The 14,873-nt window shown below is 67.5% G+C and carries 11 protein-coding genes; 4 read left to right on the top strand and 7 right to left on the bottom strand.

Going from position 1 to position 14,873, the window contains the following annotated elements; translation table 11 throughout:
• Positions 1-21 precede the first annotated feature (21 nt).
• From EMQ25_RS10895 to EMQ25_RS10880, 4 genes are all read left to right on the top strand, one after another.
• Positions 22-1,281, top strand: coding sequence for an EAL domain-containing response regulator (locus tag EMQ25_RS10895; RefSeq protein ID WP_127188595.1), 1,260 nt, complete (start codon positions 22-24; stop codon positions 1,279-1,281).
• A gap of 58 nt (positions 1,282-1,339) precedes the next feature.
• Positions 1,340-2,704, top strand: a complete 1,365-nt coding sequence (locus tag EMQ25_RS10890) for a hypothetical protein (protein ID WP_127188594.1) — start codon at positions 1,340-1,342, stop codon at positions 2,702-2,704.
• Positions 2,705-2,805: 101 nt separating this feature from the next.
• Complete coding sequence (locus EMQ25_RS10885) at positions 2,806-4,008, top strand: EAL domain-containing response regulator (protein ID WP_127188593.1); 1,203 nt, start codon at positions 2,806-2,808, stop codon at positions 4,006-4,008.
• Between the two features lie 103 nt (positions 4,009-4,111).
• Positions 4,112-4,600, top strand: a complete 489-nt coding sequence (locus EMQ25_RS10880) for an NUDIX hydrolase (protein WP_127188592.1) — start codon at positions 4,112-4,114, stop codon at positions 4,598-4,600.
• Here the strand turns inward: EMQ25_RS10880 and EMQ25_RS10875 are convergent.
• The 7 genes from EMQ25_RS10875 to EMQ25_RS10845 form a co-directional block, all read right to left on the bottom strand.
• Complete coding sequence (locus tag EMQ25_RS10875) at positions 4,597-6,105, bottom strand: inorganic phosphate transporter (protein ID WP_127188591.1); 1,509 nt, start codon at positions 6,103-6,105, stop codon at positions 4,597-4,599. The genes EMQ25_RS10880 and EMQ25_RS10875 overlap by 4 nt on opposite strands.
• 131 nt (positions 6,106-6,236) lie before the next feature.
• On the bottom strand, positions 6,237-6,983 hold the full coding sequence (locus EMQ25_RS10870; protein ID WP_127188590.1) for a hydratase: 747 nt from the start codon (positions 6,981-6,983) through the stop codon (positions 6,237-6,239).
• A 54-nt stretch (positions 6,984-7,037) separates the two neighbouring features.
• Entirely contained in the window at positions 7,038-8,291 is a 1,254-nt protein-coding gene (locus EMQ25_RS10865) for an aminopeptidase (protein WP_127188589.1), read from the bottom strand.
• An 85-nt stretch (positions 8,292-8,376) separates the two neighbouring features.
• Positions 8,377-10,593: a cyclic nucleotide-binding domain-containing protein gene (locus EMQ25_RS10860; protein ID WP_127188588.1), complete on the bottom strand. Its 2,217-nt coding sequence runs from the start codon at positions 10,591-10,593 to the stop codon at positions 8,377-8,379.
• A 9-nt stretch (positions 10,594-10,602) separates the two neighbouring features.
• Entirely contained in the window at positions 10,603-12,774 is a 2,172-nt protein-coding gene (locus EMQ25_RS10855; RefSeq protein ID WP_127188587.1) for a CHASE2 domain-containing protein, read from the bottom strand.
• A 21-nt stretch (positions 12,775-12,795) separates the two neighbouring features.
• A complete protein-coding gene (locus EMQ25_RS10850) occupies positions 12,796-13,665 on the bottom strand; it encodes a FecR family protein (protein WP_158626050.1) in 870 nt (289 codons plus the stop codon).
• Between the two features lie 175 nt (positions 13,666-13,840).
• On the bottom strand, positions 13,841-14,869 hold the full coding sequence (locus tag EMQ25_RS10845; protein WP_204569971.1) for a Gfo/Idh/MocA family protein: 1,029 nt from the start codon (positions 14,867-14,869) through the stop codon (positions 13,841-13,843).
• Positions 14,870-14,873 lie beyond the last annotated feature (4 nt).

The raw sequence follows: 14,873 nt of genomic DNA, 5'->3' as shown, positions 1-14,873 counted from the left end.
AAACCCGAAAGGACGAGCCAAGTGCCCAATACTGCCGAACTCGTCATGACCGAGGGCCGGATGGAAGCAGGGGCTGAGATCGATCCGCGTCGCGTCGCGGTTATTGAGGACAATCCGCTCGTGCGCGAGACCATCGTGCAGATGGTGCGACGGCTCGACCGCGAGGTGCGCGGCTTCGATCCGGCAGGCGACATGCTCCAGCCGCTCGAGCAGTATCGCGCGGGGCTCATCATTCTCGATCTGTCGCTCGGGCGTCTCGATGCGGTGCAGGTGCTGAACCATCTGGCCGAGCGCGACTACTCAGGCCGCATCCTCCTGATCTCGGGGATCGACCACGATACGCTGCGCGACGTGCAGATGATCGGTGCAAGGCGTGGCCTCAGGATGCTGACGCCGCTGCGCAAGCCCCTGCGCACGCCCGATCTTGCCACGGCACTTGCAGGAGAGGGGGAGGAGGCGCCGCAGGTGAGCGTGCTCGACATCGCCCCGCCGGCGCCACTCGACGTCGAGATCGCGCTCGCCAACAACTGGCTCGAGCTCTGGTACCAGCCCAAATGCGAGGTGAGCACCGGGCGGGTGCTCGGCGCGGAGGCGCTGATCCGCCTGCGGCACCCGGCCATGGGGATCATGCCGCCGGTGTCCTTCGTGCCGCCCTCGGGCACCAATGCCTACGAGAAGATGACGCAATTCGTCATCGAGCAGGCCGCCCGCCAGCACGCCAAGCTGCCGCTCTTTGCCTCGCGCATCAAGTTCTCGATCAACGCCTCGATCGCGCTCATGCAGAAGCCGGTCTTCGTGGACATGATCCGCGACGCCTGGCCGGACCCGTTCGGTCATCCCGGGCTCATCGTTGAGGTGACCGAGGACGAGGTGACCGGCGACATGGTGCTCGCGCGCGAAGTCGCAACGCAGCTGAAGCTCCACAATGTCGAGCTTTCGATCGACGATTTCGGAGCCGGCTACTCCTCCTTTTCGCGCTTTCGCGATCTGCCCTTTGCCGAGCTCAAGCTCGACCGCAGCTTCGTGATGGGCTGCGGCTCGGATCCGCGCAAGCAGGCGGTCTGCCGGGCGGCTTCCGCGATGGCCCGCAGCTTCCATGTGCGCACCGTCGCCGAGGGCGTCGAGACCGAGGCCGAGCTCGCGGTGATCGCGGACGCCGAATTCGATGCCGCGCAGGGCTATTTCTTTGCACGGCCGATGCCCTTCGAGGGGTTCCGGACCGCGCTCGTGGCGCGGTTCAACCGGGTCGAGGACGGCCTCGACATGAACCGCTCGGCATGATGCGGGCACCGACCACGCCGGCGCCCCGTCGTCTCGCCGGCTGAGGCGGGGGACCATCTTGGGCAGATTCAAGGAAGCCGTCTCCAGCCTCGGCTCGCTCGTCAGCGCCATCCTCAACGCAGAGGACGAGGCCCCTGCACCCCGGCGCCAGGGTTCGGGTACGCAGGAGCGCGCCGGCAAGACCGGCTTCGAGAACCGCCTGCGCCAGCTGACCCGCGAAAACGAGGGCCAGTCCGGAGGCGTCGTGGCCGGGAGCCTCGAGCTTGTGGGGCTCGAGGACGTGCGGGAAGCGCTGGGTCCGCGCTGGGCCGAACTCGCTGTCAGGGCCACCGATCTTGCCGAGGCGGTGATCGGGGCACGGCTGGGCGCAGATGATTTCCAGCGCCGGCATGGGGATTTCACCTTCCTGATCTGCTTTGCGCGGGCGACGCGGACCGAGGCAGAAGCGCGTTCGCGCGAGATCGCGGCGGCCGTCAAGGCGCGGCTTGCCGAGGCTTTCCCCGAGATCGAAGAAGTGCTCTCGGTCGAGCAGTTCGTCTCGGAGGTCGATCGCGCGACCCTGCGCGACGCTGGGGGCTCGCTCATCGAGGCGCTGGCCGGTTCGCTCCAGACCATGCGGTTCGAGGCCGAGCAGGCGGCGCGGCGCTATCGGGCTTCCCTGATCCGCAACTTCAATCTCGTTTTTGCGCCGGGCGTGCATGCGCGCAAGCAGACGACCGTATTCAACCGTGCGGTGCTCGAAACGACCGCCGGCTGCACGACGCTCGCCCAGTTCCAGGCCATTGCCGACCCCGACCAGCTGTCCTCGACGCTCGCGGAAATGGATTGCCTGGTGCTGACCCGTGCCCTCGAAGCGCTGCACCGGATCGTCCGCCAGAAGGGGGGCGGGACGATCCTCGTCGTTCCCGTCAGCTATGGGACGCTCGCGAACCCGTCCTACCAGAAGGAATATGTGCGCCTGCTCGGCATGATCCCCGAAGCCTATCGCAAGCTCGTCGTGCTCGAAATCTGCGCGCTGCCCACGGGGGCGACGCGGCGCCGGGCCAATCTGATGGTGCTGACGCTGCGGCCCTTCGTCAAATGGATCGCGATCGAAGTCGGTACGCCCGCCCAGCAGGCAGAATTTTCGGGCCTCGACGGGGTCTGGGCGTTCTCGCTCAACCTTGCCGGGGCGACGGTCTCCGAACCGGGGCTCGCGGCGCGCCTCAGGGCCTTCGTACAGCAGGCAAGCGCCAGCCAGATGAGCACGCTTGCGCACAATGCCAACTCCATGGGCCTCGCCGTGCTCGCGAGCGAGGCCGGGTTCACCTATATCGATGGTCCGGCCATTCACGCTGCGATGGCGACGCCGAAGATCGGATCGTTCGGGGTCAACGTTCCCCCGCCGCCCGCGACCGCCGCGGTGGCCGGACGGCGGCGGTAGTCTGAGGCGCCCCGGGGCGCACGAATGATGCCTAGCCTACGCCTAAGCCTGAAAGCCCCCCAACAAGAGGGGAAAATCCACAAGATGCCAGGAGCACCAAGATGTCCATGACGGGTTCGGATGCGGCCGGGGGCCGCCTGCTGGTTCTCGACGACGACACCGATGTCGGCGCGACGATCGCCGCCATGGGCCGGCGCATCGGGCTCGAGGCGCGGTCGGTGAGCGCGCGGACGGATTTCCTCGCCCTGCTCGACAGCTGGCGGCCGACCCATATCGCGCTCGATCTCATCATGCCGGAGGCCGACGGCATCGAGATCCTGGGCGAGCTCGGCGAGCGCGGCGGCGACGAGATCATCATCCTCACGAGCGGTGCGCCGGCCCGGGTGCGCGAGGCCGCCGAGCGGCTGGGGCTCGAGCACGGGCTCTCGATCGCGGGGATCCTTCCCAAGCCCTTCTCCTTTGCCGCGCTCGGCGCGCTCATAGCCCAGCCCATCGAGCGCCCGATGGCAGGAAAGTTGGCGCAGCCTCAGACGGCCGGCGTAGGCGTGACGCGAGAGCACATGATGCGGGCGCTGGCCGAGCGCCAGTTCAGCCTCGTCTATCAGCCCAAGATCAACTGCCGGGAGGGTCAGCTCGCGGGCTTCGAGGCGCTGGCGCGCTGGGAACACCCTGAACTGGGCGCGCTGATGCCGGCCGATTTCATTGCCCACGCCGAAAGCTTCGGGCTCATCGACGAGGTGACCGTGCTGCTGCTCGAGGAGGGGATCGGCTGGCTCTCCGAGCGGATCAACGACAACCGGCTGACCCTGGCCTTCAACATGGCCGCAACGACGCTGACGCGGCCGGCGATTGTCGACTGCCTCCTGCAACTCTGCGCGGATCGTGCGTTCGAACCGGGCCGGCTCATCATCGAGATCGCCGAGACCGGAGCGACCCAGGACCCGGTCCGCTCGCTCGATGTGATGACCCGGCTGCGGCTCCGCGGGGTGCGGCTTTCGATCGACGATTTCGGGATCGGCTATTCTTCGCTGAGCCAGCTGGTGCGGCTGCCCTTCAGCGAGGTGAAGATCGACAAGACCTTCATCGCGGCCGCTTCCCATTCGAGCGAGGCGCGCAGCATTATCTCGGCGATTATCGGGCTTGCGCGCAGTCTCGAACTCGAAACCGTCGCCGAAGGGGTGGAGGACCTCGCGAGTTTCCACCAGCTGAAATCCGCCGGCTGCGACTTCGCGCAAGGCTATTTCATCGGCAGGCCGATGACGGGCGACGCGGTGATGACCTGGATGGGGCAGCCTGCCGCCTGAACCGGCCTCTTTGTGGGGGCGAGGGACTTGGCAGGCCGGCGGGGAAGCGTCATCCTCGAATGACGAATCACTTTGACGTCTTTCCCAAGGGCTTCTGCCGCCAATGTTTTCGAGCCTGCTGCGCGTCGTTTCCCCAGAGCCCGTCTCCGGCGATATCCTTCCCCAGCAGGCCGGGGTCGTCCCCTACCGGATGATCGAAGGGCGGGTCGCGTTTCTCCTCATCACCGCGCGCCGCAGCGGCCGCTGGATCTTCCCCAAGGGCGCGCCGATGGAAGGGCTGCAATTGTGGGAGACCGGGGCGCGTGAGGCGTTCGAGGAGGCCGGCATAGAAGGCGAGGTCGAGGCCGAGCCCGTGGGGTCCTACCGGACGCGCCGCAGCGACGCCGTCCGCTCGCTCGTCGAGGTGCAGATGTACCCCATGCTGGTCCATCGCCAGCTCGAGGAATGGCCCGAAAAGAACCAGCGGCACCGCCACTGGGCGACGGTACGCGAAGCGCGGCGGCTGCTCTCGGACCGGCAGCTCGCCGAGATCGCGGTTTCCCTCAACCGCCGGCTGACCGGGCGCGGTACCGTTTTGAAGCGCTCTGCCTAGAACCGGATCAGGCTGGTCAGAACGAAAAAGAGCAGCGCGGCCAGAAGCGCCGAGGCGGGCACGGTAATCACCCACGCCGCCCCGATGCCGAGCGCATGCTGGCGCCTTACGAGCCGCCGGCGCTCACGCTTCTGATCGTTGGCCAGAGCATCCTCGGCGGTCGCGTTCAGCGTCCGCGGATCGACCATGAAGGCGTTGGCGCTGACCTGCGGCCGGACGAGGCCCTGATTGGAATAGAATTCGCGCAGGAACCCGACCCCGAACACGGCGCCGACCGCGATGTGGGTGGACGAGACCGGTAGCCCAAGCGCCGAGGCGATGAGCACGGTGGTTGCCGCCGAGATCGCGACGCAGAAGGCGCGGATCTCGTTCATCCGGGTGATCTTCTCGCCGACGGTGCGAATGAGCCGCGGCCCGAAAAGCGCGAGCCCGAGCGCAATGCCGAGGGCGCCGATGGCGAGCACCCAGATCGGCAGGACCACGCTGCCGGTCTGGCTCGAGCCGCTTTCGGCGGCCGCAACGATCGCTGCGAGCGGGCCGACGGCATTGGCGACGTCATTGGCCCCATGCGCAAAGGAGAGAAGCGCCGTCGCAAAGATCAGCGGAAGCCGGAAGAGCGTCGCAATGTGCTTGTTGCGGTTTTCCATGCCTTCCGAGCGCCGGCGGACCCAGGGGACGGCGACGGCCCAGCCGATTGCCCCGCCCGCGATGCCGAGCGCCAGCACGGTTACGAAGCCCGGCCGCCAGACGCGGCTGAAGCCCTTGAGCGCCATATACATGGTGAAGACGCCGATCATCAGCGCAACGAGCGCCGGCACCCAGACGCGGGCCGCGCTGATGCGGTCGGCCTGGGTGGTGATGGTGTGGCGGATGAGCGCCAGCAACCCGGCGGCGAAGAACCCCCCGAGCGCCGGCGAGATCACCCAGCTCGCAACGATCGCCGTCAGCATCGGCCAGGCGACGATGCCGAAGCCGGCCGCCGCGACACCCGCCCCGATCACTCCGCCGACCACCGAATGGGTGGTCGAGACCGGTGCGCCGACAACAGTGGCGAGATTGACCCAGAGCGCCGAGGCGAGGAAGGCGGACATCATCACCATGATGAAGCGCGGCGCGTCCATCATCGCCGCTTCGGGCCTCAGGAGGTCGCGCGAGATCGTGTTGACGACGTCGCCACCCGCAAGCAGTGCCCCGGCCGCCTCGCAGATGGCGGCGATGACGAGCGCTCCGCCCATGGTGAGGGCCTTGGAGCCGACCGCCGGGCCCATATTGTTGGCGACGTCATTGGCCCCGACATTGAGGGCCATGTAGGCGGCGATGACCGCCGCGACGATGACGAGCGTGCTGAGCGGGCCCTGGGTGACCGAGACGCTGGCCCAGATGAGCACGCCGAACAGGAAGACGAGGGCGATGCCCGGCCCGGCGAGCGACCGGGAGAGGTCATGGGTGGCGGTTTCGAGGCGGACGACCTTGTCGAGGTCCTTGTCGAGCGCTGTCTTGGCCATGCTGTCCCATGAAGCGGCGGGCTGGAGGTACTCCTCTAGCCACCGGCAGCGGGCTTGGCCAGCCCATGAGGCGCGCGATTGACAGCTTCGCGCGCCTTTTATGTCGGTTTCGTCACATTGGCCTTAACGGCTCATGCGGCGAAGCGCGCCTTCAGCACCTTGCCGTTCATGCGCGCTTCGAGCAGGCCCGGCCCCGGCAGCGGCGCGATGCAGAGCGCGCCGGTGGTAACGATCTGCCCTGCCTTGAGCCCGCCGAGACGATCGAACTGGCCGTTCGCATAGCCGAGGATCGGGGCGATCGGGTCGGCATTGGGGTGGACGGCCGGGCCGCGGAAGATCTCCTCGCCATCGAGCAGCAGGACGATCTCGCCCTCAGGCGCGAGTGCCGCATCACGCTCGAGCGTGGGCCCCACGACATAGCCGCCATTGCCCATGAGGTCGGCAAGGAACAGCGGGAAGGGCGCCTTGTTGCCTTCCTCGAGCGTGCTGTCGACCACTTCGAGGCCGAGGAACCCCGTTTCGACAGCAGCTTCGATTTCGGCATGGCCGTAGGCGGGCGCGCCCTCGCCACGGGCCGGCAGGTCGCTGCCGAGCCGGACGCCGATCTCGATTTCGAGGATGATGTTCTCCCGATAGGGGAAGACCGCATCTTCACCCTCATGGATCGGATGCATCGGTGCGGCCATGGCCCCGTCGGGGCGGATGCCGACCTTCCAGCCCTGGGCCTCGACGCCGAGCGCCTCGAAAAGCGCAGCCTGTGCGGCCGCGGCGTCGGCGGTCCCTGTGGGGGCCTCGAGGCTCGCGGCGGAAAGGCGCTTGCGGGCGGCACGCGCATCGGCAAGGGCGCGGCCGAGCGCCTGTGGGGTCGATCCGGTCATATATTCGTTTCCTCTCGTCCGGCCTTCTCGGCCGCTATCGGTATGAAGGCGAAATCAGGCGACGGGCGTCGCCCATTCTCCCGAGCGCATCACGGGCACGATGGCGCCATCGGCGGCGATCCCGTCGATATCGATGCGGTCGGACCCGATCATCCAGTCGATGTGGATGAGGCTCTTGTTGCCGCCCTGGGCGTCGATCTGCTCGGGGGTGAGGCTTGCGCCATCGAGGAAGCACTTGGTGTAGCACTGCCCGAGCGCGATGTGGCTCGCCGCGTTCTCGTCAAAGAGCGTGTTGAAAAAGAGCAGGCCGCTTTTCGAGATCGGCGAGGAATGCGGCACGAGGGCGACTTCGCCCAGCCGGCGGGCGCCCTCATCGGTGTCGAGCACCTTGTTGAGCACCGCCTCGCCGCGCGACGCCTTCGCCTCGACGATCCGCCCGCCCTCGAAGCGCACCGAGATGTCGTCGATCAGCGTGCCATTGTGCGAGAGCGGCTTGGTGCTCGAAACCGTGCCCTCGACCCGCAGCCGGTGCGGGGTGGTGAACACTTCCTCGGTCGGGATGTTGGGATTGCAGGTGATGCCGTTCTGCGCCTTCGACGCGCCGCCATGCCATTCATGCCCGTCGGCAAGCCCGATGGTGAGATCGGTGCCGGGGCCCGAATAGCGGAGGGCCGAAAAACGCATGCCGTTGAGCCACTGCGTACGGGCGCGCAGGGCGGCATTGTGCTCCTCCCATGCCGCGACCGGATCGTCGCGATCGACGCGGCTTGCCGCAAAGATCGCATCGGCAAGCCGGCGCACGGCGACCTCCTCGGGCTCGCCCGGGAAGACCTGCCGAGCCCAGGAAGGGTTGGGGTAGGAGACGATGTTCCAGTTCGTCTCGAAATTGACGATCTTTTCGAGCGCCGGCTTGTAGGCGGCCGAGAGCGCGCGGTTGGCGCGCGAGACCTTGTCGGGATCTTCGCTTGAGAGCAGCAGGGGGTTGTCCCCGGCGATGGCAAGGCGGGCCGTGTTGCTGCCGAAGGCCTTGCCCATGCCCTCGTAGAGCCAGCCGGCGGCCCGATCGAAGCTCAGGTCCGGCGCGTGCCGATAGCGGGCGAGCGTCATCTCCTCGTCGCTGAAAAAGGCGGTGACGAGCCCGGCGCCGGCCTTGTAGGCGTGCTCGGTGATGGCCCGCACGAGCGGAAGCGCGACGACGGGCGCGGTGATGATGAGGTCCTGACCGGGGGCCAGTTGCAGGCCAACCCTGACGGCCACCTGGGCGAGCTTGTCGAGCTTTTCGGGATCGATGGCGGGCGCTGCGGTCATCTCATGTCCAGTGCTGGCTTGCAGAATCGGCGCATAGTCTACTGCCGGGGCCGAGCCTGCAACACCCGGCATGGGGCATCACCGGCTAGCCGGCGAGGATCTGGACGAGGCGGCTCGTCGCGCTCACCCGTTCGGCGAGCATACGCGCCATGCCGCGATGGAGGATGATCGCGATCTGCGGACGCTCGGCATCGAGCCAGTCGAGCTTTTCGGCGCTGAGCTGCCAGGCTTCGACCTCGGTTTCGGCCACGACCGAAGCGGTGCGCGGCGCCTTGAGGTAGTAGGAAAGCTCCCCGATGATGGCGCCGGGGCCGAGCGTCGTCAGCCGGATCCGCCTGCCATCGGGGCCGCGCGCCTCGACCCGCGCCGTGCCCGAGACGATGATGAAGATGTCGTCCTCGCGCGCGCCCTGGTCGATGATGGTCTCGTTGGCCTTGAGGACGACGCGCTGAAAATGCGGCTCGATCGCCTCCGCCAGATGGCCGGACCCCAGAAGGGCCTCGAGATGGGTGTGCAGCACCGCCTCTCCATGCGCGAGGACGTGCGGGGCGTGCCGGCCGATCACCTCGAACTCGGCGGCGCGCAGCGCGTCGTCGAATTCGGGGATCACCGCGACATGGGCGCCTTCGAGCGGCAGCCCACTCCGCGCGAAGCGCGCCAGGTGCTCGGGCGCGATCTTGGTCAGCGTCACCTGGACGCCCGCCCCGTCGACGGCGGCGAAGAGCCGGGAAAAGCTCTGGATCGCCGAGGCGTCGACCCCGGTCACCTGGCGGAAGTCGAGGATCAGATGGCGGATCCTGCCATCCTTGCCCCTGAGCAGGTGCTGGACCTGCTGGCGCAGCTGCGTTGCCGAGCCGAAAAAGAGGAAGCCCGAAAGCCGGAGCACGAGGATTTCCTCGCCATGGGCGACGAGGATCGGGCGATAGGGCGGGCGGCTGCCGACCCCCGAATGATAGTCGCGCCCGGACAGGACCTGCCCGATGACGCGCAGCCGGCTGTAGCTTGCAACGAAGAGGATGACCGCGCCGACGAGCCCGAACAGCACGCCGTTGAGGAAGCCTGAAAGCGCGATGACGAGCACGGTGCCGAGGGTAAGTGCGAATTCGAGCGGGCTATATTTGCGGAACGCCTGGATGATCCAGGTGTCGATGAAATTGATGGCGAGCCAGAACAGGAGGCCCGCGCAGAGCGGCGCGGGCAGCAAAGCGAGGAGATCGCCTCCGAGGACGAGGAGGCTTGTGCAGACCAGCGCGATCACGACGCCCACCGAGCGCAGGGCAGCATCGAACCGGAACGAGAGCGCGGTGTGGGTGGTCGACTGGAAGCCCGGAACGCCCATGGCGAGTGCGGCCAGGAGGCTGCCGAGCCCCGCGACGCGCAACTCCCGGTCGAGATCGGCATCGCGCCCCGCCAGGAGTTCGATGCCGTTGAGATTGATGATCAGCGCGACCGCCGAAACGAGCGGTATGGCAAGGAGCGCAGGCGCCTGCCAGGCGATGACGTCCCACCGCACCTGAGCAAAATCCTGCGGCAGGAGCGGCGGCCAGAGCGGGCCGCTGCTGTCTATGCCCGCGAGCATCCAACCGCTCGCGACGAGGTCTTCCCGCGGGATACCGGCGAGCGCGATGACGAGATGGAAAAGCGCAAAACCCGCGATAATCGCAAGGGGGGCGGCGATCCGCGAGGACGAGATCCGCTGGATGGCGTGAATTGCTGCAGCAAAGCCGGCGGCAATGGCGAGCTGGCTTGCGAGGATCGGGTCGGCGAGCAGGGGCAGGGCGTCGAGGGAGGGCCCGATGCCCATGATGGTTCCGAACCCGGCCGAGAACAGGAGCCAGCCCAAGCCGGCCAGATAGCCCCCCATGACCGGCAGCGGCAGGAAGCGCAGATAGCGGGAAAGGCGCAACTGGCCCGCAACGAGGAAAAGGGCGCCGGTCAGGAGGGCGGCGAGCATGCCTGCCGCGATCGCGGTGGGAAGGGTCTCGGCCGGCGTCAGCCCGGCGGCGATGAGGCTTGAAAGCACGATGCCGAGCGCTGCGATCGGGATTTCCTGCGCGACCATGACGGCCGGGATTGCGCTGAATAGCGCGCCGGCGAGGGCCAGCACGATCGTGGATGCGAGGATCGCCCCGATCGCGGCCGGCAGATGCGGCTCGAGCGGGCCGGTGAAGAAGGCAAGCGCCAGCGAGGTGCCGACCGCCGAGGTCAGCACGCCGCTCAGAAGCCCGGCGATGACGCCCCGAAAGGCGTGCTCGGCATCAGCGCCGAAAAATTGCGTCCTCAAGGTCCGTCCGGTCGTCATCGATTTGTCCTAGGCGGGCAGGGGCACCCTCGTGCCCTCCGTCTCGGTGGCAAGAAAATCGCCCTGACGCCGGGCAATCGCGGAGTAGAAGGCGGGCAGGCGCGCATCGAATGCGCTGGCGAGCCCGCTGCACCGGGTGATCTCAGCGCTCGGATCATCGCCGGAGCGCAGGCGGGACAGGAGGATTTCATGCTGACGTGACAGGGCAATGAAATCGGGACGCCGACGCATCAATGCGTCCCCCACGAGCAGGTGGATGGGCTGGCGCTCGCTCTTGCCTTTGAGCGCGATCGACCCGGCTTCGAGAAAGGCGAGCTCCGGCGCCGCGCGGCGCGTGGCTTCGACGACGACGATGTCATAGGCGACGGTCTTGCAGGCCTCCTCGACGCGGGCGGCAAGGTTGACCGTGTCCCCCACGCAGGAATAGTCGAACCGGGTTTCGAGCCCCATATTGCCCACCAGCGCTTCGCCCGTGGCGATGCCGATGCCGATGGCAATCCGAGGCGTCGGATGATCATCCGCCCTGAGCCCGAAGCCGTCGCCGGAATTGAGGGCGGCGAGGCGGGCGCGCATGCCGAGCGCGGCGATGCAGGCGCGTGTGGGATGGTCGCTGACATCCACAGGCGCATTCCAGAAGGCCATCACCGCATCGCCCATGAACTTGTCGATGGTGCCGAACTGCCGGGTGATCTCCTGCCCCAGCGCGCCGAAAAGCGTATTGAGAACGCCGAGCAGCCTTGGCGGCGCAAGGCTTTCGCTGAGGGGGGTGAAGTTGCGGATGTCCGCAAACATGACGGTGAGCGGCCGAACCTCCCCGCCGAGCTTCAGCCGATCCCCATTGCGCTCGATCTCGACGAGCAGCGCCGGGGCGACATAATGGCCGAAGGCGTTGCGGATCTGGCGCTTGTCCGCATCGGTTGTGAAGAAGCGCAGGAACACCATGGCGGTGTAGACGAGCAGCGCAGCGAGGAGCGGAAAGCTGGGATCGAGCAGCACGCCCCATTGGGTGAAGGCGGCCCAGCAGAGCGCGGTGGCGATCACCATGGTGCAGAGCGCAATGAGGAGCCCAACCAGCGGGCCTGCGGCGAGGACGGCGGTGGTGACAGTGGCGCCGACCACGCCGATCGCGAGGAGTTCAGCGCCCAGCACCCAGTCGGCCCGGGAGAGGAACCGCCCGGTCAGCATCTGCTCGATGGCCTGGGCATGGATCGAGACGCCGGGGACGTTTGCGCCCAGAGGGGTGCCGCGAATGTCGAGCAGGCCGCTCGCCGAGGATCCGACGAGCACGATGTGCCCGGCGATACGGTCGGCAAGGCCAGCAAAATCGTCGGCGAGGACGGCGCGGGCCGAGACATAGAGATCCGGGTCAGGCTCGCGATAGTGCAGCCAGAATTCGCCCTGCGCGGTGGTGGGCACTTGGAGATCCCCGATCCGCAGCGCCTCAACGAAGCCAGGACCCTCGGTCTCGGCCATGACAACGAGTGTCGAGACGCCCATGGCGATCCGGAGGGCCTCGACCGAGAGCGTCGGGAAAAGCCCGCTTCCGTTCGACCAGAGGAGCGGCAGGCGGCGGACGACGGAGACGGAATCGTCGGCATTGAGGCTGAGCCCGCCAAGGCCCGGCGCAGCCTCGGCGAGGCTGGGCAGCGGCAGGACGGCGCCCGGCATCAGAGGCACGGCCGCCAGTGGATCGGCGCCGCTGATGGCAAAGCCGGCGCGCGCGCGATCGGGCAGGACCGGGCTGGCAGCGGAGACGGAAAACCCGAGGATTGCGGGGCTCTCGGCGAGCGCTGCGGCGAACTCGGCATCGAAATCGCGGGCGGTGAGCGGATCGGCGGCGGCGGCGAGGAGGCGGGACGGCGAAAGCCGGTCGGGTTCGGGAAAGAGCACGTCATAGCCTATGGCGGCCGCGCCGAGCGCCGTGAGCCGTTCGGTCAGCTGCGCGAAGACATCTCGCGACCATGGCCACTGCCCCAGTTCGGCAAGCGACGCCTCATCGATGTCGACGACGCGAACGGGCAAGTCCAGCGCCTCGCGCGGGGCCAGCTGCTGGAAGGTATCGAAGGCCGTTTCGCGCGCAATTTGCACCGGAAAAGGATCGGCGAGGCGCAGGCCGATCAAGCCAGCAAGCAGGGCGACCCCGAAAGCCAGCGTCAGGAGGCTGCGGGGACGGATGGACATGGGCGGGACGAGGGCGGTCGATCAGGACGTGCAGGGATTGGGGTATGGGTCTTGCGATGGCTGTGCAAACAGCAGCCTTGCGCGTGTGCCCATATCTGCGACTTGGACGCGCTCGGTTCCGACCGGCACGATCAAGGAGCCCGTCGGGCAAGGGTCCGACGGCGGTGGGTCGGTGCCGTCACCAGTTCCGGCGGGCTCGGAGAAGGGCGCGGCATTGGGATTGACCGGGGGCGGGTTCAGGCAGTTTTCGCCCTGGTTGACGCGAAAAGCGTAGCTCAGCGGATACTGGCTCGTCGAGAAGGGGAAGAGCGGGCGGAGCTGGCTGCGCGTGCCGCGATTGCTGTCGAGAACCGCCGACGTCTGATTGCTGAACGTGCCGAGCGCGCAGCTCTCGGTGAGCTCCACGCAATTGCCCGAAACCGCGCAGAGCGTCGCTTCGCCCGAATAGAGGATGACGTTGGTGTCGGTCGGGGTGACGGCAAAATCGAACTCGGTGCCGCGCACGCCGATCGTGCCGGTGGGGGTGCGGATCTGGTAGGCGCTCTTGGGGCTCTGCCCGCTCATGAAGCGGAAGGTGCCGCTGAGCGCGTTGACCGCGAAGCTGCTTGCCGTCTGGTCCGAGCGGAGCAGGTATTCCTCGATGAGGAGTGCCGAGCCGGGTCCGACCACGAGCTTGGTGCGCTCCGAAAAGAGCAATTCGACGAGCCCGTTCGGCCCGGTTTCGACCCGCTCGCCCACCGTGACGTCGGTGCCGACGGTGAGCGTGCGCACCTGCGCCCCGAGCACCGACTGCGCCTCGGGTGTTACCCCGAGCGCGCGCCCCATCTGGGCCGATGCAGGCGTGGACAGTGCCAACGCGAGCCCGACCGCGACCACCAATGCCTTTTGCACGACCAGCCTCCAATGCGGGCCCGCCATCGCCCGCGTCTGCCCCAAGCGCAATGCTAAGCGCATTTAAGGACCGGATTGCTGTCTCCGCAATGGAATTATCAAGTGTCTCGGCAGTTTGAATCTGTATTGGGACAAATCGACAACTTGTCGGGACAGGGTAGCAATTTGGTTGGGGTCATGGCGCAGGCGAGATCGCGACGCCTTCGCGGCTCGATCGGACGATGGCATCGATCAGCCGGTGAACCGCGAGCGCATCACGCCCGGGGATTGCCGGGGGCCGGCCGGTACGGATGGCCTCCGCAAAGTCCGCGATGATCGCGCGGTGCCAGTCATGGGGAAAGGCCATCGGATCGGCGCCGCCGCCGGTGCCGGAATTTTCGCCGAACCGCTCGGTCTCGCCATTGCGATGATAAAGGTCGAGAACGCCGCCCTCGAGCCGGGCCGAACAGGCCGAAAAGTTGAGCGTGATCGACTCTGCGCCGCCCGGATAGGCCGCTGTGGTCGCAAGCACGCTGCCGAGAGCGCCATTGCCGAAGCGGAGGCCGCCGGCGACGAAATCCTCGGCCTCCATGCGGTGAGCTGTCGTGCCAGCGATGGCCTGCACGCTCTCGACCGGTCCCGTCAGCCAGAGCATCAGGTCGAGGGTGTGGATGGCCTGGCTGATGAGCACGCCCCCGCCATCGCGGGCATAGCTGCCCCGGCCCGGCTCGTCGTAATAGGCCTGCGGACGCCACCAGGGGACGCTGACCTGAACCGAGTCGAGCGTGCCCAGCGACCCATCCTCGATGAGCGCCTTGAGCTTCAGCGAGGTCTCGCGCATGCGGTGCTGCAGGACGATGCCGAGCGTGATGCCTGCCGCCTCGCAGGTCTCGACTATAGCTTCTGCTGCCGCGCTGTCGCGCTCGATCGGCTTTTCGAGCAGCAGATGCTTGCCCGAGCGGGCAGCCGCCTCGACGATCTCCTGTCGGGCATTGGGGGGCGTGACGACGATCAGCGCGTCGAGCGCAGGATCGGCGATGAGCGCTTCGAGGCTCTCGACCGCGGGCACGCCATGCTTTTGTGCAAAGGCCGTTCGCGGTTCAGGGCGACGCGAGAAGACGCCGCGCAGGTCGATCGTCCCCTCAAGGTCCCTGATGGCCCGTGCATGCGCGTCGGCCACCATCCCCACGCCGACCAGTCCGATTCCGATCCTGCGGTCACTCACGTGT

Origin of the sequence: Arsenicitalea aurantiaca, assembly GCF_003994485.1 — a bacterium.
In the GTDB taxonomy this organism is placed as follows: domain Bacteria; phylum Pseudomonadota; class Alphaproteobacteria; order Rhizobiales; family Devosiaceae; genus Arsenicitalea; species Arsenicitalea aurantiaca.
This window is presented reverse-complemented; position numbering and strand designations above follow the sequence as displayed.

Coding starts and splice junctions, on each gene's coding strand:
- EMQ25_RS10885 (WP_127188593.1), top strand. CDS start 2,806: ATGTCCATGACGGGTTCGGATGCGGCCGGGGGCCGCCTGCTGGTTCTC.
- EMQ25_RS10860 (WP_127188588.1), bottom strand. CDS start 10,593: ATGACGACCGGACGGACCTTGAGGACGCAATTTTTCGGCGCTGATGCC.
- EMQ25_RS10875 (WP_127188591.1), bottom strand. CDS start 6,105: ATGGCCAAGACAGCGCTCGACAAGGACCTCGACAAGGTCGTCCGCCTC.
- EMQ25_RS10870 (WP_127188590.1), bottom strand. CDS start 6,983: ATGACCGGATCGACCCCACAGGCGCTCGGCCGCGCCCTTGCCGATGCG.
- EMQ25_RS10880 (WP_127188592.1), top strand. CDS start 4,112: ATGTTTTCGAGCCTGCTGCGCGTCGTTTCCCCAGAGCCCGTCTCCGGC.
- EMQ25_RS10865 (WP_127188589.1), bottom strand. CDS start 8,291: ATGACCGCAGCGCCCGCCATCGATCCCGAAAAGCTCGACAAGCTCGCC.
- EMQ25_RS10855 (WP_127188587.1), bottom strand. CDS start 12,774: ATGTCCATCCGTCCCCGCAGCCTCCTGACGCTGGCTTTCGGGGTCGCC.